This is a genomic window from Salmonella sp. 32070601201500089SM (assembly GCF_017573605.1).
GTDB lineage: Bacteria > Pseudomonadota > Gammaproteobacteria > Enterobacterales > Enterobacteriaceae > Salmonella > Salmonella enterica.
On record NZ_JAGETK010000004.1, the window covers coordinates 360,244 to 383,466 of the forward strand.

The 23,223-nt window shown below is 54.1% G+C and carries 18 protein-coding genes; 15 read left to right on the forward strand and 3 right to left on the reverse strand.

Annotated features, from left to right (window positions below; all coding sequences use genetic code 11):
* Positions 1–345 precede the first annotated feature (345 nt).
* On the forward strand, positions 346–2,982 hold the full coding sequence (gyrA, locus tag J4728_RS09695) for a DNA topoisomerase (ATP-hydrolyzing) subunit A (RefSeq protein WP_208211670.1): 2,637 nt from the start codon (positions 346–348) through the stop codon (positions 2,980–2,982).
* Positions 2,983–3,099: 117 nt separating this feature from the next.
* Entirely contained in the window at positions 3,100–5,946 is a 2,847-nt protein-coding gene (gene rcsC / locus J4728_RS09700) for a two-component system sensor histidine kinase RcsC (protein WP_000876084.1), read from the forward strand.
* Positions 5,947–6,048: 102 nt separating this feature from the next.
* Here rcsC and rcsB read toward each other — a convergent pair whose 3' ends face one another.
* Both rcsB and rcsD read right to left on the reverse strand, forming a co-directional pair.
* Complete coding sequence (gene rcsB, locus J4728_RS09705) at positions 6,049–6,699, reverse strand: response regulator transcription factor RcsB (RefSeq protein ID WP_001061919.1); 651 nt, start codon at positions 6,697–6,699, stop codon at positions 6,049–6,051.
* Between the two features lie 16 nt (positions 6,700–6,715).
* Positions 6,716–9,385: a phosphotransferase RcsD gene (gene rcsD / locus J4728_RS09710; protein ID WP_079899017.1), complete on the reverse strand. Its 2,670-nt coding sequence runs from the start codon at positions 9,383–9,385 to the stop codon at positions 6,716–6,718.
* Positions 9,386–10,113: 728 nt separating this feature from the next.
* Between rcsD and J4728_RS09715 the strand changes: the two genes are divergently transcribed.
* The 5 genes from J4728_RS09715 to J4728_RS09735 all read left to right on the forward strand — a co-directional run bounded on the left by J4728_RS09715 (position 10,114) and on the right by J4728_RS09735 (position 15,931).
* Positions 10,114–11,250 carry a porin OmpC gene (locus J4728_RS09715; RefSeq protein ID WP_000865526.1) on the forward strand — a complete coding sequence of 379 codons (1,137 nt, stop codon included), beginning with the start codon at positions 10,114–10,116 and terminating at the stop codon, positions 11,248–11,250.
* 114 nt (positions 11,251–11,364) lie between these two features.
* Positions 11,365–12,417 carry an FAD:protein FMN transferase ApbE gene (gene apbE, locus J4728_RS09720; RefSeq protein ID WP_208211672.1) on the forward strand — a complete coding sequence of 351 codons (1,053 nt, stop codon included), beginning with the start codon at positions 11,365–11,367 and terminating at the stop codon, positions 12,415–12,417.
* Between the two features lie 80 nt (positions 12,418–12,497).
* Entirely contained in the window at positions 12,498–13,559 is a 1,062-nt protein-coding gene (gene ada, locus J4728_RS09725) for a bifunctional DNA-binding transcriptional regulator/O6-methylguanine-DNA methyltransferase Ada (protein WP_208211674.1), read from the forward strand.
* A gap of 2 nt (positions 13,560–13,561) precedes the next feature.
* Positions 13,562–14,212: a DNA oxidative demethylase AlkB gene (alkB, locus tag J4728_RS09730; protein WP_208211676.1), complete on the forward strand. Its 651-nt coding sequence runs from the start codon at positions 13,562–13,564 to the stop codon at positions 14,210–14,212.
* A gap of 75 nt (positions 14,213–14,287) precedes the next feature.
* Complete coding sequence (locus J4728_RS09735; protein ID WP_208211678.1) at positions 14,288–15,931, forward strand: multidrug ABC transporter permease/ATP-binding protein; 1,644 nt, start codon at positions 14,288–14,290, stop codon at positions 15,929–15,931.
* A gap of 199 nt (positions 15,932–16,130) precedes the next feature.
* Here the strand turns inward: J4728_RS09735 and eco are convergent, their stop codons facing one another.
* Complete coding sequence (eco, locus tag J4728_RS09740; protein ID WP_023234333.1) at positions 16,131–16,625, reverse strand: serine protease inhibitor ecotin; 495 nt, start codon at positions 16,623–16,625, stop codon at positions 16,131–16,133.
* Positions 16,626–17,038: 413 nt separating this feature from the next.
* On the opposite strand from eco, the gene napF reads away from it, so the two are divergent.
* From napF to J4728_RS09780, 8 genes are all read left to right on the forward strand, one after another.
* Positions 17,039–17,530 (forward strand): ferredoxin-type protein NapF, encoded by a 492-nt coding sequence (napF, locus tag J4728_RS09745; protein ID WP_070793703.1) that lies wholly within the window; start codon positions 17,039–17,041, stop codon positions 17,528–17,530.
* On the forward strand, positions 17,520–17,783 hold the full coding sequence (napD, locus tag J4728_RS09750; protein WP_001260058.1) for a chaperone NapD: 264 nt from the start codon (positions 17,520–17,522) through the stop codon (positions 17,781–17,783). Before napF ends, napD begins: the two co-directional genes overlap by 11 nt.
* Complete coding sequence (napA, locus tag J4728_RS09755) at positions 17,780–20,266, forward strand: nitrate reductase catalytic subunit NapA (RefSeq protein WP_000778097.1); 2,487 nt, start codon at positions 17,780–17,782, stop codon at positions 20,264–20,266. The genes napD and napA overlap by 4 nt, the downstream gene beginning before the upstream one ends.
* A 6-nt stretch (positions 20,267–20,272) precedes the next feature.
* The gene (napG, locus tag J4728_RS09760; protein WP_000091679.1) at positions 20,273–20,968 is read left to right on the forward strand and encodes a ferredoxin-type protein NapG; all 696 of its coding nucleotides are present in this window, start codon (positions 20,273–20,275) and stop codon (positions 20,966–20,968) included.
* Positions 20,955–21,824 carry a quinol dehydrogenase ferredoxin subunit NapH gene (gene napH / locus J4728_RS09765; protein ID WP_000013529.1) on the forward strand — a complete coding sequence of 290 codons (870 nt, stop codon included), beginning with the start codon at positions 20,955–20,957 and terminating at the stop codon, positions 21,822–21,824. The genes napG and napH overlap by 14 nt, the downstream gene beginning before the upstream one ends.
* A gap of 115 nt (positions 21,825–21,939) precedes the next feature.
* Entirely contained in the window at positions 21,940–22,389 is a 450-nt protein-coding gene (napB, locus tag J4728_RS09770) for a nitrate reductase cytochrome c-type subunit (protein ID WP_000835182.1), read from the forward strand.
* A 9-nt stretch (positions 22,390–22,398) separates the two neighbouring features.
* Complete coding sequence (gene napC / locus J4728_RS09775) at positions 22,399–23,001, forward strand: cytochrome c-type protein NapC (protein ID WP_000431778.1); 603 nt, start codon at positions 22,399–22,401, stop codon at positions 22,999–23,001.
* Between the two features lie 20 nt (positions 23,002–23,021).
* Positions 23,022–23,223: ATP-binding cassette domain-containing protein (locus J4728_RS09780; RefSeq protein ID WP_116560564.1), on the forward strand; the 202-nt coding region annotated here is incomplete at its 3' end.

The window sequence follows — 23,223 nt, forward strand, 5'->3', positions numbered from 1 at the left end:
GATAAAATGGTTAACCGTCTTGAACAGCGCTTGCGCTAACCCCGACGGGGCGAGGCCCAGGGATGGGCCGAGTAACTTGCCGCCAACGCACATGAAACTTGAAGTATGACGGGTAGACATGGGAGGTATTGATTTTCCAGCCTCTTCCTGGCCAGGCCCAGATCTCCTCTGTGTCGCCTCTGAAGCCGATCGCCGATAAACGCCGAGACCACGCTTATAAATGAAGAGAGCATGCGGCACCCGAATAAAGCATTGTCTGGCTGCATTCCGTTTACCAGTACGTGGGCGAATGTGTTATAATTTGCGACCTTTGAATCCGGGATACAGTAGAGGGATAGCGGTTAGATGAGCGACCTTGCGAGAGAAATTACACCGGTCAACATTGAGGAAGAGCTGAAGAGCTCCTATCTGGATTATGCGATGTCGGTCATTGTTGGCCGTGCGCTGCCGGATGTCCGAGATGGCCTGAAGCCGGTACACCGTCGCGTACTTTACGCCATGAACGTATTGGGCAATGACTGGAACAAAGCCTATAAAAAATCTGCCCGTGTCGTTGGTGACGTAATCGGTAAATACCATCCCCACGGCGATTCCGCAGTGTATGACACCATCGTTCGTATGGCGCAGCCATTCTCGCTGCGTTACATGCTGGTGGATGGTCAGGGTAACTTCGGTTCTATTGACGGCGACTCCGCGGCGGCAATGCGTTATACGGAGATCCGTCTGGCGAAAATCGCCCACGAACTGATGGCCGATCTCGAAAAAGAGACGGTGGATTTCGTGGATAACTATGACGGTACGGAAAAAATTCCGGACGTCATGCCGACCAAAATTCCGAATCTGCTGGTGAACGGTTCTTCCGGTATCGCAGTAGGTATGGCGACGAATATCCCGCCGCACAACCTGACGGAAGTGATTAACGGCTGCCTGGCGTATATCGACAACGAAGACATCAGCATTGAAGGGCTGATGGAACATATTCCGGGGCCGGACTTCCCGACCGCCGCGATCATCAACGGTCGTCGTGGTATCGAAGAAGCCTACCGTACCGGTCGTGGCAAAGTGTACATTCGCGCCCGCGCGGAAGTTGAAGCTGACGCGAAAACGGGCCGTGAAACCATCATCGTCCATGAAATTCCCTATCAGGTGAACAAAGCGCGCCTGATCGAGAAAATCGCCGAGCTGGTGAAAGATAAACGCGTGGAAGGCATCAGCGCGCTGCGTGACGAATCCGATAAAGACGGGATGCGCATCGTGATTGAAGTGAAACGCGATGCGGTGGGTGAGGTGGTGCTTAATAATCTCTACTCCCAGACCCAGCTACAGGTTTCCTTCGGTATTAACATGGTGGCGCTGCATCATGGCCAGCCGAAGATCATGAACCTGAAAGATATTATTTCAGCGTTCGTGCGCCACCGCCGTGAAGTGGTGACGCGTCGGACTATTTTTGAACTGCGTAAAGCCCGTGACCGCGCGCATATCCTTGAAGCTCTGGCGATTGCGCTGGCCAACATCGACCCGATTATCGAACTGATTCGCCGCGCGCCGACGCCGGCGGAAGCGAAAGCGGCGCTGATTTCGCGTCCGTGGGATCTGGGCAACGTTGCTGCGATGCTGGAGCGCGCCGGTGACGACGCCGCGCGTCCGGAATGGCTGGAGCCAGAATTTGGCGTGCGTGACGGTCAGTACTACCTGACTGAACAGCAGGCGCAGGCGATTCTGGATCTGCGTTTGCAGAAGCTGACCGGCCTGGAGCATGAAAAACTGCTCGACGAATACAAAGAGTTGCTGGAGCAGATCGCTGAACTGCTGCACATTCTGGGCAGCGCCGATCGCCTGATGGAAGTGATCCGCGAAGAGATGGAGTTAATTCGCGATCAGTTCGGCGATGAGCGTCGTACCGAAATCACCGCCAACAGCGCCGATATTAATATCGAAGATCTGATTAGCCAGGAAGATGTTGTCGTAACCTTGTCTCATCAGGGCTACGTGAAATATCAGCCGTTAACCGATTACGAAGCACAGCGTCGTGGCGGTAAAGGCAAATCAGCAGCACGTATTAAAGAAGAAGACTTTATCGACCGCCTGCTGGTGGCCAACACCCATGACACCATCCTCTGCTTCTCCAGCCGGGGCCGTCTGTACTGGATGAAGGTCTATCAGCTGCCGGAAGCCAGCCGCGGCGCGCGCGGTCGTCCGATCGTCAACCTGTTGCCGCTGGAAGCGAACGAACGTATTACCGCGATTCTACCGGTTCGTGAGTACGAAGAAGGCGTCAACGTCTTTATGGCGACCGCCAGCGGTACCGTGAAGAAAACGGCGCTGACCGAATTCAGCCGTCCGCGTTCCGCCGGTATTATCGCGGTGAACCTCAACGACGGCGACGAGCTGATTGGCGTTGACCTGACTTCTGGTTCTGACGAAGTCATGCTGTTCTCGGCCGCGGGTAAAGTGGTGCGCTTCAAAGAAGACGCCGTCCGTGCGATGGGGCGTACCGCGACCGGTGTGCGCGGTATTAAGCTGGCGGGAGACGATAAAGTAGTCTCTCTGATCATCCCACGCGGCGAAGGCGCTATTCTGACCGTAACGCAAAACGGCTACGGGAAGCGTACCGCAGCGGACGAGTACCCGACCAAGTCTCGTGCGACGCAGGGCGTTATCTCTATCAAAGTGACCGAGCGCAACGGTTCCGTTGTCGGTGCGGTACAGGTAGACGATTGCGACCAGATCATGATGATCACGGATGCCGGTACTCTGGTGCGTACCCGTGTGTCCGAGATCAGCGTAGTGGGACGTAATACCCAGGGCGTTATCCTTATCCGCACGGCGGAAGATGAAAACGTGGTGGGTCTGCAACGCGTTGCTGAACCGGTAGATGACGAAGAACTCGACGCTATCGACGGCAGCGTGGCGGAAGGGGATGAGGATATCGCCCCGGAAGCGGAAAGCGATGAAGACGTTGCGGATGACGCTGACGAGTAATGTTATTGCTGTGCGAGGGCCGGATATCCGGCCCTTTTTCTTTGCCGTTGCGGGCTACGTCATTTACCGCTACCTTAGTCACACTCTATTTACATCCTGAGGCGGAGCTTCGCCCCTTTGAAATACCTTGCTTCCTTTCGAACTACGCTGAAAGTCTCGCGCTACTTATTCAGAGCGTTAGCGTTACTCATTTGGCTCTTAATCGCCTTTGTTTCGGTGTTTTACATCGTCAATGCCCTGCACCAGCGGGAGTCTGAAATTCGTCAGGAGTTCAACCTTAGCTCCGATCAGGCGCAGCGTTTTATCCAGCGCACGTCGGACGTGATGAAAGAGCTCAAATATATCGCCGAGAACCGTTTAACGGCGGAAAACGGCGTCATGTCGTCGCGTGCGCGTGATGACAAAATGGTGGTGCCGGACTTTGAACCGCTATTTGCCGACTCAGACTGTGCGGCGATGGGCTCCGCCTGGCGCGGATCGCTGGAGTCGCTGGCCTGGTTTATGCGTTACTGGCGCGACAACTTTTCAGCGGCGTATGATCTTAACCGCGTTTTCCTGATTGGCAGCGATAACCTCTGTATGGCGAATTTCGGCCTGCGTGAAATGCCCGTGGAGCGCGATGATGCGTTAAAAGCGTTACATGAGCGGATTATGAAATACCGCAACGCGCCGCAGGAAGAAAGTGGGAATAACCTTTTCTGGATAAGCCAAGGCGCGCGTCAGGGCGTGGGCTACTTTTATGCGCTGACGCCGGTGTATCTGGCCAACCGTCTGCAGGCGCTGCTGGGCGTCGAGCAGTCCATCCGTATGGAAAATTTTTTCACGCCCGGCAGTTTGCCGATGGGCGTCACTATTATTGATGAGAACGGCCATTCGCTGATTTCGTTGACCGGTCCTGACGGCAATATTAAAGCGGAGCCGCGCTGGATGCAGGAGCGCTCCTGGTTTGGTTATACGCCAGGTTTTCGCGAACTGGTACTCAAAAAAAGCCTGCCGCCATCCTCGCTCAGTATTGTCTATTCTGTGCCTGTAGATTTAGTCCTGGAGCGTATTCGTATTCTTATCCTGAACGCTATCCTGCTGAACGTGCTGGTGGGCGCAGGGCTGTTTACGCTTGCGCGGATGTATGAGCGGCGAATTTTCATTCCGGCGGAGAGCGATGCCCAGCGTCTGGAAGAACATGAACAGTTCAACCGTAAAATCGTTGCCTCCGCGCCGGTGGGGATCTGTATTCTGCGCACTATTGATGGTGTCAATATTCTGAGTAACGAACTGGCGCACACCTACCTGAACATGCTCACGCATGAAGACAGACAGCGCCTGACGCAAATCATTTGCGGCCAGCAGGTCAACTTTGTTGATGTATTGACCAGCAATAATACCAATTTGCAAATTAGCTTCGTCCATTCCCGCTATCGCAATGAAAACGTTGCGATTTGCGTGTTGGTAGATGTGAGTACGCGCGTCAAAATGGAAGAGTCGCTGCAAGAGATGGCGCAGGCGGCGGAGCAGGCAAGCCAGTCTAAATCCATGTTCCTTGCGACGGTCAGCCATGAATTGCGCACACCGCTGTACGGTATCATTGGCAATCTCGATCTGCTGCAAACCAAAGAGCTGCCAAAAGGCGTGGATCGGCTGGTCACGGCGATGAATAACTCCTCCAGTCTGTTGCTGAAAATTATCAGCGACATTCTCGACTTCTCGAAAATTGAGTCGGAACAGCTAAAGATTGAGCCGCGCGAATTTTCACCGCGAGAGGTGATGAACCATATCACCGCCAATTATCTGCCGCTGGTGGTGCGTAAGCAGCTCGGCCTGTATTGTTTTATTGAGCCTGACGTGCCGGTATCGCTGAACGGTGACCCGATGCGTTTACAGCAGGTTATTTCAAACCTGTTGAGCAACGCCATTAAGTTTACCGATATTGGCTGCATCGTGCTGCATGTGCGCTGTGATGGGGATTATCTCAGCATTCGCGTGCGGGATACCGGCGTAGGTATTCCGGCAAAAGAGGTGGTTCGCCTGTTCGATCCCTTCTTCCAGGTGGGAACCGGCGTACAGCGTAACTTTCAGGGGACCGGTCTGGGGCTGGCGATTTGCGAAAAATTGATCAGCATGATGGACGGCGATATTTCCGTCGATTCGGAGCCGGGCATGGGGAGCCAGTTTACGCTGCGCATCCCGCTTTATGGCGCGCAATACCCTGTGAAAAAGAGCGTGGAAGGACTCGCCGGAACCTGCTGTTGGCTGGCGGTGCGCAATACTTCTTTGTGCCAGTTTATTGAGACCAGTCTGGCGCGTAGCGGCGTTCATACGCAACGTTATGAAGGGCAAGAACCCGCCGCTGACGATATTTTGATTGTCGATGACGCGCTGGAGCATACCTGGCAGGGGAGGGCGGCGGTCGTCTTTTGCCGCCGTCATATCGGGATTCCGTTGGAAAGAGCGCCGGGCGAGTGGGTGCATAGTGTGGCGTCGGTGCATGAGTTGCCCGCGCTGTTGGCGCGTATCTATAGTATTGAGCTGGATAGTGAAGCGCTTTCCAGCGCATTGCCGACGACGGATAAAACTGCAGATTCAAATGACGACATGATGATTCTGGTCGTTGACGATCATCCGATCAATCGCCGCTTGCTGGCCGATCAATTGGGATCGCTGGGGTATCAGTGTAAGACAGCCAATGATGGCGTAGACGCTCTGAATGTGCTGAGTAAAAATGCTATCGATATTGTTCTGAGCGATGTGAACATGCCGAACATGGACGGCTATCGCCTGACGCAGCGTATCCGTCAGCTTGGGCTGACGCTGCCTGTCGTCGGCGTGACGGCGAACGCGCTGGCGGAAGAGAAACAACGTTGCCTGGAGTCCGGTATGGACAGCTGTTTGTCGAAGCCTGTGACGCTGGATGTGTTGAAACAGACGCTGGCGGTGTATGCCGAGCGGGTACGTAAAACGCGGGCATAAAAAATGCCGGATGGCGGCGTCGCCTGTCCGGCCTGTAAAAGATGAGTCGACTGGTAGGCCTGATAAGCGTAGCGCCATCAGGCTGGGTAACATAAAAGCGATTTATTCTTTGTCTGTCGGACTCAGGGTGACGGAAGAGAGATAGTTGAGCAGCGCGATATCATTCTCTACGCCCAGTTTCATCATCGCCGATTTCTTCTGGCTGCTGATGGTCTTAATGCTGCGGTTGAGCTTCTTGGCGATTTCGGTGACCAAGAAACCCTCGGCGAACAGGCGTAATACTTCGCTCTCTTTTGGCGACAGACGCTTATCGCCGTAACCGCCTGCGCTGATTTTCTCCAGCAGACGAGAAACGCTTTCTGGGGTGAATTTTTTGCCTTTTTGCAGCGCGGCCAGCGCCTTAGGCAGATCGGTTGGCGCACCCTGTTTGAGTACGATCCCTTCAATATCAAGATCCAACACGGCGCTCAGGATCGCCGGGTTGTTGTTCATGGTCAGAACGATAATAGACAGGCTCGGAAAATGACGCTTGATGTACTTGATCAAGGTGATCCCATCGCCGTATTTATCTCCCGGCATGGAGAGGTCAGTGATCAACACATGCGCATCTAATTTCGGCAGGTTGTTGATCAATGCTGTGGAATCTTCAAATTCGCCGACAACATTCACCCACTCGATTTGTTCAAGTGATTTGCGAATACCGAACAGTACAATCGGGTGGTCATCGGCAATAATTACGTTCATATTGTTCATGTATTGGGCTACCTTGCTACAGCAAGCTTTTGACGTAGGCGTCAATGTCGCTGATATATTTTTCTATACCTGGAGCATCTTTCTCACGAATCAGATGTTCCAGCGTTTCACATAACTGCTTGCCGGGTACCAGATTAAGCATGGCAAACACCCCTTTCAGGCGGTGGGCCGTTTGGGCCAGCGCAGCGAAATCGCTGGTTGCCGCCTCAGTATACAACCTCTTAACATCATCCGGTACTGTGTCTACAAATAGCGCATAATAGCCGCTGGCATGAAGCTCGGCATTTTCATCTCCGCCGAGCGGGGAGGCGGGAATCTCTTCCTGCGCCAGCTGCTCTTCGATAAGTTGTAGTACAGCTTCCTGCATAGCATTGCTCATATTAAAGTTGACGCGCAACTGACCCGGGCCAATTTTCCGCACGCCTGACTCATCATCGCTTAAAAGCAAGCCCGAGGCAGTAAGATTAGACGGATTATCCGTTAAAAAGAGATCATATTCTTGACTTATCTGCCTTTCATCCGGCGTGATGCAGGTGGCGCCCCAGTTTTCTAACTGACGCAGCACAATCGCGCGAACCTCGTTGGACGTCACATCGACCATCACGCTCACGTCGTCCAGCAGGCGCTCTTCGACCTGAGTATGCTGATCGTGAGGAAGCATTTTGACATGAACGGTATAGCGCGTGCCCAGCGTTTCTCGCGCTTTAATGTTGAGATGACCGCCCAGTTTGCGCGCCAGTTGATTGCACAGCCAGAAGGTGAGCGGATTCGCTTTGCCGTAATGATCGCCCTGCGTTTCATTCATATACGGGAAATGCAGATTATCAATCTCGTTTAACGTTACGCCTTCGCCCGTATCCAGAATACGGAAAGTCAGACGCTCCGCGATAGATTCATCCTGCTCGACTTCAAGCGTAATTTTACCCATAGCGGTCGTTGTGACGGCATACTGAATCAACAGCAGCAAAATCCGACGCAGGGCGTCGCGATCGCCCCAGCGTTCATCGTTGCCGCTAAGATGGTTATTAATCAGCAGTTGCAGCCCTTTACGCTTAATGGCGGGCAGCACTTCCGGCACGACTTCGTCAATAAGATCCTGCAGGGAGAACAGCGTGGCTTCGCTCTTCCATGCGTCATTTTCCAGCATATTCGCCAGTTGGATTTCATCGATCATACGTACCAATACATCCGCCTGATCCGCCAGTTTCAGGCTTTCCGGCGTGGTGACTGCCGCGGCGTTAACCGCCAGTTGGCGTACGGGCTCTTTAAGCGTGTTGCTGATATTTTGCATAAAGGCGGCGCGACCCTGCTGATTCTTCTCATACAAACGCTGCGCCTGTTTAAGCTTCTTATTCACCAGCACTTCCCGGTCCTGATCGCGAATAATAAAGATCTGCGTGCGGGGAGCGATCTGGCTGCGAAACAGACGGATCTCATACAGTTCGTTATTAATTGTCGCCTGAATCACGCCCTGATGCTGTTCCGCCATGCTGGTAATATTTTGCAGGTTAAGATGCGGCAACAGATGATCGGCGATTTTATTGCTGATCACGGTGCGGTTGCCTTCCTGATCGTAGACCAGCAGACCCAGCGGCAGCAGAGAAACGATCTCTTCATTAATGGCGCGTAAGACGCGAAGCTCGTTATTCGCCGCGTTGCCGGATGTCGATTCCGTCGACCGTCCCGGCTGATGACGGAACGTGGCGTAGCCAAATAACGCCAACGCCAGCAGCCCGATGTTCAGCAGTAAAGGCAGCAGAATATTTTGCAACGTATCAAGCAAAAGCGTACCGAACGGTACCTGCCAGATCAGGCGCATTCCGGTAGAGTTAAGCGCTGAGGAGATCTCAATTTTTGAACCGTTAAAGCTAATCGTGACGCTATCTGGCGCTTCCTTTTCACTGCTTCGCCCCGTCGCCTGGGTTGCGTCAGGCTCTATCCGAAAACTGTCCAGCGGCATTCCCGGCGGGATTAAATCATTAATGGGCAGATCAAACGCCACCACGGTCGCCAGATGTCCTGGCTGATTGAAGGTCGTGCGCAGCGTAAAATAGTGACCGTTTTGCCAGGCCAGTTTTCGCAATGAGGAGAAACTTTCGCGCTCATCCAGCGCATTCGCCTGCTGCAACATCTCTGCCCGGCGGGAATCGACGATATTGCCAATAGTGGACTCTTTAAAGCCGGAAGAGAGATCTTTCAACGGTAGGGTAGAGATAAGAATCAGGCTGTTATCCTGTCCGTTGAGATAATACATTGACCACGGCACGTTTTCCGCGCCCCACAGCGTATCCAGATAGGTTGACATACGCTGCGTCATTTCCAGCGTGGCGCTGTCATGGGAACCGAAAATCAGCGCTTCAGTTTTACGTCGCGGCTTTTCAAGATAATACACATCCTGTTTCAGACGCGTTTCCTGAAGTCCTTCACCTGTCGATGGCGTAGTGGTGGCGGCGATGTTGTCATAAATTTGCCAGGTAACATACCGCCAGGTGTCCACGCGTTTATGAATAGCGTGAGTGATATCGACAATTTGATAGCTTTTGTCTTTCAACCAGGCGTTGACGGCGCTCTGTACCATAACGCCCATCGTTACCAGCAGCACAATGATCAGCAATAAGAAGAAACGGGTAATGCTTCCCGGTAGAAGGGAGAATCGGGTAGAGACCGTTGTGTCAGACTGACTCATTTATGTTTACGACCTGTAAAAGCAACGCTGAAGGTGAAGGGCAGTATAAAGGGTAATGAATGAATTTCCAGACTCTTACGTCATGCCGGGCAACTTAACACGCGCTCCGTCGGCGGGACGGGAAAAGCGTACAACCTTCGCAGAACGGTACAAATATAAAGACTACTTATAAATGTTTAGCACTAAATATCAAGAAATTATTTGCTAATGTCTTACGAACGGTCGAGCAGGGGAGTGTAGTGAATAACCGTGATAGTTTTAGGCAGGTAGCATAAATCAGCCGGGTGTGTCTGAAAAAGGGTAAAAAAAACCGAATGCGAAGCATCCGGTTGAAATAGGGGTAAACAGACATTCAGAAGTGAATGACGGTAATAAATAAAGTTAATGATGATAGCGGTCACTATTTTAGTTGCGAATGAAGATTCTGTTTTATCATTCAGTGCTATGAATTTCATCAATTTAACCCATTGATTTTAAAAGTCTCGTGAATATATTTTGTCTATTTGTGCTTATTTTTACTTGATTTTTGCTTTAAAAAAGTTCCGTAAAATTCATATTTTGAAACATCTATGTAGATAACTGTAACATCTTAAAAGTTTTAGTATCATATTCGTGTTGGATTATTCTGTATTTTTGCGGAGAATGGACTTGCCGACTGGTTAATGAGGGTTAACCAGTAAGCAGTGGCATAAAAAAGCAATAAAGGCATATAACAGAGGGTTAATAACATGAAAGTTAAAGTACTGTCCCTCCTGGTACCAGCTCTGCTGGTGGCAGGCGCAGCGAATGCGGCTGAAATTTATAATAAAGACGGCAACAAATTAGACCTGTTTGGTAAAGTTGATGGCCTGCACTACTTCTCTGACGACAAAGGCAGCGACGGCGACCAGACCTACATGCGTATCGGCTTCAAAGGCGAAACGCAGGTTAACGATCAGCTGACCGGTTATGGCCAGTGGGAATATCAGATTCAGGGCAACCAGACTGAAGGCAGCAACGACTCCTGGACGCGTGTGGCGTTTGCGGGTCTGAAATTCGCTGATGCAGGTTCCTTCGATTATGGTCGTAACTACGGCGTAACCTATGACGTGACCTCCTGGACCGACGTTCTGCCGGAGTTCGGCGGCGACACCTACGGCGCTGACAACTTTATGCAGCAGCGTGGTAACGGCTATGCTACCTACCGTAACACCGACTTCTTCGGCCTGGTGGATGGCCTGGACTTCGCGTTGCAGTATCAGGGCAAAAACGGCAGCGTGAGCGGTGAAAACACCAACGGTCGCAGCCTGCTGAACCAGAACGGTGACGGTTACGGCGGATCGCTGACTTATGCAATCGGCGAAGGCTTCTCTGTCGGTGGCGCTATCACCACGTCTAAACGTACTGCCGATCAGAACAACACCGCTAACGCTCGCCTGTATGGTAACGGCGATCGCGCCACGGTTTACACCGGTGGCCTGAAATACGATGCGAACAACATCTATCTGGCAGCGCAGTATTCTCAGACCTATAATGCAACCCGTTTTGGTACCTCTAACGGTAGCAACCCGTCCACCTCTTACGGTTTTGCCAACAAAGCGCAGAACTTTGAAGTGGTTGCTCAGTACCAGTTCGACTTTGGTCTGCGTCCGTCTGTGGCTTACCTGCAGTCTAAAGGTAAGGACATCAGCAACGGCTACGGCGCCAGCTATGGCGACCAGGACATCGTAAAATACGTTGATGTCGGCGCGACTTACTACTTCAACAAAAACATGTCCACCTATGTTGATTACAAAATCAACCTGCTGGATAAAAACGACTTTACCCGCGATGCGGGCATCAACACCGACGACATCGTAGCGCTGGGTCTGGTTTACCAGTTCTAATCAGCAAAAGATGTTGCTAAAGGGCCTGCGGGCCCTTTTTTCATGCCTTATTCCGGCGTACAAATACGACGTTTTGATATACGCTTGCGTCCATTCGAATGAGGATAAACAGCGATGAAAATGACTTTTTGCCGGGCCGTGTGTCTGGCGGCGGCTTTTTTACTTATGGGCTGCGATGAGGCTCCCGAAACGACAACAGCGTCACCTGCCGCTCAGGTGCTGGAAGGTAAGACGATGGGGACTATCTGGCGGGTGAGCGTGGTTGGCATCGATGCGAAACGCGCCGCAGAGCTACAGACTAAAATCCAGACTCAGCTTGATGCTGATGATTGGTTGCTTTCTACCTATAAAAATGACTCCGCGCTGATGCGTTTTAACCATTCACGCAGTCTTGCGCCCTGGCCGGTCAGCGAAGCCATGGCGGATATCGTGACCTCGGCGCTGCGTATTGGCGCGAAGACGGATGGCGCGATGGATATCACCGTGGGCCCGCTGGTCAATCTGTGGGGGTTTGGGCCGGATCGGCAGCCGCTGCATATCCCAACGCCAGCACAAATCGATGCGGCAAAAGCGAAAACAGGCCTACAACATTTGCAGGTTATCGACAGGGCTGGACATCAGTTTTTGCAAAAAGATCTGCCGGATCTTTATGTTGATCTCTCCACGGTCGGGGAGGGTTATGCGGCGGATCATCTGGCGCGACTGATGGAGCAGGAGGGCATTGCGCGTTATCTGGTCTCGGTGGGGGGCGCATTAAGCAGCCGCGGGATGAATGCGCAGGGGCTGCCGTGGCGCGTCGCGATTCAGAAGCCGACCGACCGGGAAAACGCGGTGCAGGCGATTGTGGATATCAACGGGCATGGCATCAGCACCTCCGGCAGCTACCGCAACTATTATGAGCTGGATGGCAAGCGTATCTCGCACGTTATCGATCCGCAAACGGGGCGCCCCATTGAACACAATCTGGTATCGGTTACGGTCATCGCGCCAACGGCGCTGGAAGCGGACGGCTGGGACACCGGCCTGATGGTGCTTGGTACGCAAAAGGCGCAAGAGGTCGTGCGGCGGGAAGGGCTGGCGGTCTTTATGATCATGAAAGAAGGTGAAGGCTTTAAAACCTGGATGTCGCCGCAGTTCAAAACGTTCATGGTGAGCGATAAGAATTAAAACGCAAGATTACGGGTTTTTGTGGGCGGATTTACGGACACACTGCATGTAAGCAAGCACTATGCTTAATGAAGGAGTCTATGATGAAAAAAGCGTTACTTACCGATGATGAATGCTGGCTGCGGGTGCAGGTGCGCGATGCCAGCGTGGATGGGCGTTTCGTTTTTGCGGTGCGAACCACCGGCGTTTTTTGCCGCCCTTCTTGTCGCTCGAAGCGGGCGTTACGTAAAAATGTTCGCTTTTTTGCCAACGCGCAGCAGGCGCTGGACGCCGGTTTTCGCCCCTGCAAGCGCTGTCAGCCGGATAATGCGCGCGCGCAGCAACGGCGGTTGGATAAGATTGCCTGCGCCTGCCGTTTACTTGAGCAGGAGACGCCGGTAACGCTGGCGTCTCTGGCGCAGGCGGTGGCGATGAGCCCGTTTCATCTGCACCGTTTGTTTAAAGCGAGCACCGGTATGACGCCGAAAGGGTGGCAGCAGGCGTGGCGCGCCCGGCGGCTGCGTGAGGCGTTGGCGAAAGGAGAGCCGATCACGGCGGCTATTTATCGCGCCGGCTTCCCGGATAGCAGTAGCTACTACCGTCATGCCGACCAGACGCTGGGCATGACGGCAAAACAGTTTCGCAAAGGCGGCGATAATGTCTCCGTTCGCTATGCGCTGACGGACTGGGTTTACGGACGGTGCCTGGTGGCGGAGAGCGAGCGGGGGATTTGCGCGATTCTCCCCGGTGATAGCGACGACGCGCTACTGGCTGAATTACACACCCTGTTCCCGGCGGCCCGCCACGAACCTGCTGACGCGCTTTTTCAGCAACGGGTGCGGCAGGTTGTCGCGGCTATCAACACACGCGATGTGCTGCTCTCGTTGCCGCTGGATATCCAGGGAACCGCGTTTCAACAGCAGGTCTGGCAGGCGTTATGCGCAATTCCCTGCGGCGAAACCGTAAGCTATCAACAGCTTGCCGCGACTATCGGCAAACCCACGGCAGTACGCGCGGTCGCCAGCGCGTGCGGCGCGAACAAACTGGCGATGGTGATCCCGTGTCATCGGGTCGTGCGTCGCGATGGCGCGCTCTCCGGTTATCGTTGGGGCGTGCGTCGAAAAGCGCAGCTATTAAAGCGAGAAGCACAAAAAGAGGAGTAGCAATGCTGGATCTGTTTGCTGATGAAGCGCCCTGGCAAGAGTCCCTGGCGCCTGGCGCGGTGGTGTTGCGCCGCTTTGCGTTTCGCGTGGCGCAGTCGCTATTAGACGATATCGGGTTTGTCGCCAGTCAGTCACCGTTTCGTCAGATGGTGACGCCGGGCGGCTACACCATGTCGGTGGCGATGACCAACTGCGGCGCGTTAGGGTGGACCACCGATCTTCACGGTTATTGTTATGCCGTGCGCGATCCGTTGACCGATAAACCCTGGCCTGCGCTGCCGTTATCGTTTGCCAGCGTATGTCGTCAGGCGGCAATCGCGGCAGGGTATGCGAGCTTCCAACCGGACGCCTGCCTGATCAATCGCTACGCGCCTGGCGCAAAACTGTCGCTGCATCAGGATAAAGACGAGCCGGATCTGCGCGCGCCTATTGTCTCAGTTTCGTTGGGGGTGCCGGCGGTTTTTCAGTTTGGCGGCCTGCGTCGCAGCGATCCGCTCCAGCGGATCTTACTGGAGCATGGCGATATCGTGGTCTGGGGCGGCGAGTCCCGGCTGTTTTATCATGGTATCCAGCCGCTTAAAGCGGGCTTTCATCCCATGACCGGTGAATTTCGTTACAATCTCACCTTCCGTCAGGCGGCTGAAAAAGAATAAAAATAAGAATTATTATTGCTGTGCAGGTGGAGTTAGTTAAACTGCGGGCTGTTATTATCGGTCCGGGTTGTATGCATGGAACTTCTTATTCTTGTCTGGCGGCAGTACCGCTGGCCATTTATTAGCGTGATGGCGCTGAGCCTCGCCAGCGCGGCGCTGGGGATTAGCCTGATCGCGTTTATCAATCAGCGCCTGATTGAAACGGTGGACACCAACGTCATGGTGCTGCCGGAATTTCTCGGTCTGCTCCTGTTGCTAATGGTCGTCACATTAGGTTCCCAACTGGCGCTCACCACTCTGGGACACCATTTCGTTTACCGCCTGCGCAGCGAATTTATCAAGCGCATTCTGGATACGCACGTTGAACGCATTGAGCAACTGGGCAGCGCCTCTTTACTGGCCGGTCTGACCAGCGATATTCGCAATATTACTATCGCCTTTGTGCGTCTGCCTGAGCTGGTGCAGGGCATTATCCTCACCGTCGGCTCGGCGGCGTATCTGGCGATGCTATCGACAAAAATGCTGCTGGTTACGGCTATCTGGATGGCGGCCACTATCTGGGGCGGATTTGTGCTGGTGGCGCGGGTTTACCAGCATATGGCGACCCTGCGCGAGACCGAAGATAAGCTGTACAACGACTATCAGACGGTGCTGGAAGGACGCAAAGAGCTGACGCTAAACCGCGAGCGTGCGGAGCAGATTTTTCAGCAATGCTATATCCCGGACGCCAAAGAGTACCGTCATCACATTATCCGTGCCGATACTTTTCATCTGAGCGCCGTCAACTGGTCGAATATCATGATGCTGGGAGCGATAGGCCTGGTCTTCTGGATGGCGAATAGTCTCGGCTGGGCGGATACCAACGTCGCGGCGACCTATTCACTGACGTTGCTGTTCCTGCGCACGCCGCTGCTGTCTGCGGTGGGGGCGTTGCCAACCCTACTGACCGCCCAAGTGGCGTTTAATAAACTGAATAAATTCGCGCTCGCCCCGTATAAGCCTGATTTTCTACAGCCGAAAGCCTTTCCCGACTGGAAGACGCTGGAGCTGCGCAACGTGGTTTTCCACTATCAGGATAACGCGTTTTCCGTGGGGCCCATCAACCTGACGATTCACCGCGGCGAACTGCTGTTTTTAATTGGCGGCAACGGTAGCGGGAAATCGACGCTGGCCATGTTATTGACCGGTTTATACCAGCCGCAATCGGGAACGATTTTACTTGATGGTCAACCTATTGCCGCCGGGCAGCCGGAAGATTATCGCAAACTGTTTTCTGCGGTGTTCACCGATGTGTGGTTATTCGACCGCCTGCTGGGGCCGCAGGGGAAACCCGCCAATCCCGCGCTGGTCGAAAAGTGGCTTGAGCACCTGAAAATGACGCACAAGCTGGAGCTAAACGACGGGCGCATCTTGAATCTTAAACTGTCGAAAGGGCAAAAAAAGCGCATTGCACTGCTGCTGGCGCTGGCGGAAGAGCGCGATATTATTTTGCTGGATGAGTGGGCCGCCGATCAGGACCCGCATTTCCGCCGGGAGTTTTATCAGGTACTGTTGCCGTTAATGCAGGAAATGGGCAAAACCATTTTCGCCATTAGCCATGATGATCACTATTTTATTCACGCCGATCGTCTGCTTGAAATGCGTAACGGACAGCTAACCGAACTCACCGGCGACGAACGTGACGCCGCCTCGCGTGATGCGGTTGCGCGTACTGCGTAATGGCCGGATGAACCGCCTGATGGCAGCCCTACGTCCGCACGCGGGTAGGCCTGATAAGATGCCACGCGTCGCCACCAGGCATCGGGTTATTTCTTGCGGCGGGCGAGCGGATTTCCAGACGTGTTTTGAAAAGAACCCCGGAGCGCTGCGTGAGCCGGCGTGTTCAGATGCCCGGTAAGTGTGACCGGGCAGCGTAACGTTATCGCGTGACGGCGTTCTGTACGTTAGCGTCCGCTTTCCAGATGCGGTATTTCACGTCCACATTCGCCGGGGTATACACCACGATCGGCAGCTTGCTGTTGTAGCGCAGCATCCCGTCTTCACCCAGCCAGGCGGTGACGAATTTTTGCTCTTTCTTACCGTCAGGGCAGGCCATCATGGTTGATACCGGAGAGGTGACGTTATCAAAGACATAATAGTCATAGCCCCAGCCTTCCAGCGTTTTTGTTTCCAGCGTGCCGCCGAGGCGATGCTGGTTACAATCCACCTTCAGCGTTTGGCCAATCAACAGTTCCACTTTGAGGGTAGATTCATCCTGCTGAGGGGTAAGGGTTATCACTTGCCGCTTCATTCCTTTTTCCGCCTGCGGATAGGGGGCGATTTTTTCCAGCGGCTGGGCGGTATCGCCATTGTTAGCCCAGGCAGAGGCGCTGGCGAGGGCGGCGAAGACGACGGCAGGGACAAACATCTTCATTTGATTGTTCACAGTATTTCCTTTCTGCTGTTTTCGGTATTCACTGACAACAGATTAACACATTCATATTATCTATTAATCTGTATTTACTCATATTTTCAAGATTATTAATAAAATAGCGTCTTTTTATATAGTGGAATATTCTGATATTGATAATGTAAATGAAATTATCAGCTATTAGTGGTTTTCGTTATATAAATATCTATATAACTCATTGAAATGTGAGAAAAAGCACGTTTACGGGTCTTTACCTGGCACTCTTTTGATCCGGCAACAGCATTTACCTCTATCGGGGTATGCATCTCTTACACATCCTGAAATATCTTATTTACAAAAACAACTACTCATAAATTGTACGGTTTTTATTGGTATTCACTCCCTATGGAAGCGTGTCGTTATGGAAGGGCGATATCATGGTTGATTTATCCCGTCGAAGCATGTTGACCGGCAGTTGGCGCAACGCCAGCAATGGGATTCTTCCGCCGTGGGCCAGAGAAACAACCTATTTTCTCGCACATTGTCTGCGTTGCGACGCCTGCATCCAGGCGTGTGAGGCCGACATCCTGCAGCGAGGGGCGGGGGGATATCCGAGCGTAGATTTCAAACGGGGCGAGTGCAGCTTTTGTTATGCCTGTGCGCAGGCCTGTACTGAATCGCTTTTTCTTCCGCGCCACACCAGGGCCTGGGATCTGGTTTTTACGCTCACGGAAAACTGCCTCGCCAGGCAATCGGTTGAATGCCATCGCTGCCAGGACAGTTGTGAACCTATGGCCATTACCTTTCGTCCCACGCTATCCGGCATTTACCAGCCGCAGCTTGACTCGCAGGCCTGTCACGGATGCGGGGCGTGTGTGGCTATCTGTCCCGTGTCAGCCATCAAAGCGGAGAACCACCATGCGCACTAACTGGCAGGTCTGTAGCCTGGTCGTGCAGGCCAAAAGTCAGAACATCGCCGCCATTGGCACACAGTTGAACACGTTGCCGGGTTGCGAAGTCGCGTTAAGCGACGTTGAAAGCGGGCAACTGATCGTGGTGGCGGAAGCAGATCAGAGTGAAACGCTGATGCAAACAATTGAGTCAGTACGCAATGTCGAGGGCGTACTGGCGGTGTCGCTGGTTTATCACCAGCAGGATGAGCAAGGTGAGGAAACACCATGAAACTCAGTCGTCGTAGCTTTATGAAAGCTAACGCCGTTGCGGCCGCTGCGGCGGCTGCCGGTCTGAGCGTGCCGGGCGTCGCCCGCGCCGTTGTCGGGCAGCAGGAAGCCATCAAATGGGATAAAGCGCCGTGCCGTTTTTGCGGAACGGGTTGCGGTGTGTTGGTGGGAACGCAGCAGGGCCGTGTGGTCGCCTGCCAGGGCGACCCCGATGCGCCGGTCAACCGTGGTCTGAACTGCATTAAAGGCTACTTCCTGCCCAAAATCATGTACGGTAAAGATCGTCTGACGCAGCCGATGCTGCGCATGAAAGACGGCAGCTATCACAAAGACGGCGAGTTTACGCCGGTGAGCTGGGAACAGGCCTTCGATGTGATGGAGGAGAAGTTTAAAACCTCCCTGAAAGAGAAAGGACCAGAAGCGATCGGCATGTTTGGGTCGGGTCAATGGACCATCTGGGAAGGCTATGCCGCCGCGAAACTGTTCAAGGCTGGTTTCCGCTCTAACAACATTGACCCGAACGCGCGTCACTGCATGGCCTCGGCGGTGGTGGGCTTTATGCGTACCTTTGGCATGGATGAACCGATGGGCTGCTACGACGATATTGAGCAGGCCGATGCGTTTGTGCTGTGGGGTTCCAACATGGCGGAGATGCACCCGATTTTATGGTCGCGCATCACTAACCGCCGTTTGTCCGACCCGAATGTGAAAGTCGCTGTCCTCTCCACCTTCCAGCACCGTAGCTTTGAGCTGGCGGACAACGGTATTGTCTTTACCCCGCAAAGCGATCTGGTGATCCTTAACTATATCGCGAATTACATTATTCAGAACAACGCGGTAAATCAGGATTTCTTCACAAAGCATGTGAACCTGCGTAAAGGGGCGACGGATATCGGCTACGGCTTACGCCCGACGCACCCGCTGGAAAAAGCGGCGAAGAATCCGGGCTCCGACGCTTCCGAGCCGATGAGCTTCGACGAGTATAAAGCCTTCGTGGCGGAATATACGCTGGACAAGACCGCTGAAATGACCGGCGTGCCGAAAGATCAACTGGAACAGTTGGCACAGCTCTACGCCGATCCGAATAAGCGCGTGATCTCTTACTGGACGATGGGTTTTAACCAGCATACCCGCGGCGTGTGGGCGAATAACCTGGTTTACAACCTCCATCTGCTGACCGGAAAAATCTCCCAGCCTGGCTGCGGTCCTTTCTCGCTGACCGGCCAGCCTTCCGCCTGCGGTACGGCGCGTGAAGTGGGAACCTTCTCACACCGTCTGCCCGCAGACATGGTCGTGACGAACGAAAAACACCGTGATATCTGCGAAAAACACTGGCAGATCCCCGCTGGCACTATCCCGGCAAAAGTGGGTTTACATGCGGTGGCGCAGGATCGCGCGTTGAAAGACGGCAAGCTGAACGTCTACTGGGTAATGTGTAATAACAATATGCAGGCCGGGCCGAACATCAATGAAGATCGAATGCCGGGCTGGCGCGATCCGCGTAACTTTATCATTGTCTCCGATCCTTACCCGACGGTGAGCGCGCTGTCTGCGGATCTGATCCTGCCGACCGCCATGTGGGTTGAGAAAGAAGGTGCTTACGGCAACGCCGAACGCCGCACGCAGTTCTGGCGTCAGCAAATTAAAGCGCCGGGCGAAGCCAAATCCGACCTCTGGCAACTGGTGCAGTTCTCCCGTCGTTTTAAAACCGAGGAGGTCTGGCCGGAGGCGTTGTTGGCTCAGAAGCCGGAGCTGCGCGGTAAAACTCTGTATGACGTTCTGTTCGCCACGCCTGCGGTCAGCAAATTCCCGCTGAGCGAGCTGAAAGAGGATCAGTTAAACGATGAGTCTCGTGAGCTGGGCTTCTATCTGCAAAAAGGGTTGTTTGAAGAATACGCCTGGTTTGGACGTGGCCACGGTCACGATCTGGCGCCGTTCGACGATTACCACAACGCGCGCGGTCTGCGCTGGCCGGTCGTCGAAGGCAAAGAGACGCAATGGCGTTACAGCGAAGGCAACGACCCGTATGTAAAAGCGGGGGAAGGGTACAAATTCTACGGTAAACCGGATGGCAAAGCGGTGATCTTCGCGCTGCCATTTGAACCTGCGGCGGAGTCGCCGGACAACGAGTACGATCTGTGGCTTTCCACCGGTCGCGTGCTGGAACACTGGCATACCGGCAGTATGACGCGCCGCGTGCCTGAATTGCATCGCGCCTTCCCGGAAGCGGTGGTCTTTATTCACCCGCTGGATGCGAAAGCGCGCGATCTGCGTCGTGGGGATAAGGTTAAAGTGTCGTCCCGCCGCGGCGAAGTGATTTCGATTGTCGAAACGCGTGGACGTAACCGTCCGCCGCAGGGACTGGTGTATATGCCGTTCTTCGATGCCGCTCAGCTAGTGAACAACCTGACGCTGGATGCAACGGACCCGCTCTCTAAAGAGACGGACTTCAAGAAGTGCGCCGTTAAGCTGGCGAAGGTGTAACGCGTTATGTCCCGTACAGCGAAACCCCAAAATGGCCGCCGCCGCTTTCTGCGTGATGTTGTGCGCACTGCGGGCGGGCTGGCGGCGGTTGGCGTGGCGCTGGGCTTGCAACAGCAAACCGCGCGCGCAACGGGCGTGCGGCTGCGTCCGCCTGGCGCGCTGAATGAAAATGTCTTCGCCAGCGCCTGTGTGCGCTGCGGGCAGTGCGTTCAGGCGTGTCCATACGACACGCTAAAACTGGCGACGCTGGCCTCCGGGCTATCGGCAGGTACGCCCTATTTCGTCGCTCGCGACATCCCCTGCGAAATGTGTGAAGACATTCCGTGCGCCAAAGTCTGCCCCAGCGGGGCGCTGAATAAAGATATCGCCTCCATTGATGACTCGCGCATGGGGCTGGCGGTGCTGCTGGATCAGGAAAACTGCCTCAACTTTCAGGGGCTGCGCTGCGACGTTTGTTACCGCGAATGCCCGAAAATCGATGAGGCCATCACGCTGGAACTGGATCGCAACATGCGCACCGGCAAACATGCGCGCTTTCTGCCCACCGTACACAGCGACGCCTGTACCGGCTGCGGCAAATGCGAAAAAGTCTGCGTACTGGAGCAACCAGCGATAAAAGTGTTGCCGTTGTCATTGGCGAAAGGGGAGTTAGGACACCATTACCGCTTCGGCTGGCTGGAGGGGAAAGATGGCAAATCGTAAACGCGACGCCGGGCGAGAAGCGCGGGCGAAAAAAGGCTGGTGGCGTAGCCACCGCTGGCTGGTGTTACGCCGTATCAGCCAGTTTATGGTGCTGGGGATGTTTCTCAGCGGCCCGTGGCTGGGCTTTTGGGTTTTGCATGGCAACTACAGCAGTAGTTTGCTGTTCGATACCCTCCCGTTGACCGATCCGCTGATTACCCTGGAAAGTCTCGCCAGTGGACATCTTCCCGCTACCGTGGCGCTGACGGGAGCAGTGATTATCGCTGTGCTGTATGCGCTGGCGGGAAAGCGACTATTTTGCAGTTGGGTTTGCCCGCTAAACCCCGTTACCGATTTGGCTAACTGGATGCGCAGGAAATTTGACCTGAACCAGTCTGCGACGATTCCACGCCATATACGGTACGTCCTTCTGGTGGTGGTGTTAATCGGTTCGGCGTTGACCGGCACGCTGCTGTGGGAATGGATTAATCCCGTGTCGCTGTTAGGTCGTAGTCTGATTATGGGATTTAGTAGCGGCGCGTTGCTGATTATTGCTTTGTTTTTATTTGATTTATTAGTCGTTGAGCACGGTTGGTGCGGCCATATTTGCCCGATGGGCGCGCTGTATGGCGTGCTGGGCAGTAAAGGCGTAGTGACCGTGACGGCCAAAAAACGTGAGAAATGTAATCGCTGTATGGATTGTTTTCATGTTTGCCCGGAACCGCATGTGCTACGTGCGCCGGTGCTGGATGAGCAAAGCCCGGCGCAGGTCACTCACCGCGACTGCATGACCTGCGGTCGCTGCGTGGATGTCTGTTCTGAGGATGTTTTTACAATAACGATACGCAACATCATTCGGGATGCATCGCGGCGGTAAGCGAGGAAATCTCTAGGAGCATAGATAACGATGTGACTGGGATTTTGGAGCGCAGCCAACAAAGAGGCAGCTCGAAGGATGAAGTGTAAATGCGATGGAGTTCGGGAGCGAAACAATGAAAAGCCATGACCTGATGAAAGCGCTGTGTCAATGGATGGCCACGCTTGCCCTGGTGGTAAGTGGTGCGGTTTGGGCGGCAAACGGAGTGGATCTGAGCCAGTCGCCGGAAGTATCCGGGACGCAGGAAGGGGCGATTCGTATGCCGAAAGAGCAGGAGCGTATGCCGCTAAATTACGTCAACCAGCCGCCGATGATCCCGCACAGCGTCGAGGGCTACCAGGTGACGACCAATACCAACCGCTGTCTGCAATGCCACGGCGTGGAAAGTTATCGTACGACGGGCGCGCCGCGTATCAGTCCGACGCACTTTATGGACAGCGACGGTAAAGTGTCGGGCAACGTCGCGCCGCGTCGTTATTTCTGCCTGCAGTGCCACGTACCGCAGTCTGATACCGCGCCGATTATCGACAATACTTTTACCCCCTCGCAAGGTTACGGGAAATAAGAGGTCATTATGGAAAATTCTAACCGTAAACCCGGCTGGATAAAGCGCGTCTGGCGATGGTGGCGCAGCCCCAGCCGCCTGGCGTTGGGGACGCTGCTGTTAATCGGTTTTATCGGCGGCATCATCTTCTGGGGCGGCTTCAATACCGGAATGGAAAAGGCTAACACCGAAGAGTTTTGTATTAGCTGCCATGAAATGCGCAACACGGTGTATGAGGAGTATATGGAAACCGTCCACTACAACAACCGTAGCGGCGTTCGCGCCACCTGTCCTGACTGCCATGTGCCGCATGAGTGGGGGCCGAAGATGATCCGTAAGATCAAAGCCAGTAAAGAGCTGTACGCGAAGGTATTTGGGCTGATAGATACACCGCAGAAATTTGAAGCTCATCGCCTGACAATGGCACAAAATGAGTGGCGGCGCATGAAAGACAACAACTCGCAGGAATGCCGTAACTGCCACAATTTCGACTTTATGGATCTGACCGCGCAAAAAGGCGTCGCGGCGAAAATGCACGATCAGGCGGTAAAAGATGGACAGACCTGTATCGATTGCCACAAAGGGATCGCGCATAAACTGCCGGATATGCGTGATGTTAAACCAGGTTTCTGACAGGACGTTGATGAGTGGGAATGCTTGAAGCCAGAGATCTGTACTGCGAGCGGGACGAGAGGACGCTGTTTCGCGGGCTGTCGTTCACCGTGGACGCCGGGGAGTGGGTGCAGGTCACCGGCGGCAACGGCGCCGGAAAAACCACCCTGCTGCGCCTGCTGACCGGGCTGGCGCGCCCGGACGGCGGCGAGGTGTACTGGCAGGGCGAGCCCCTGCGCCGCG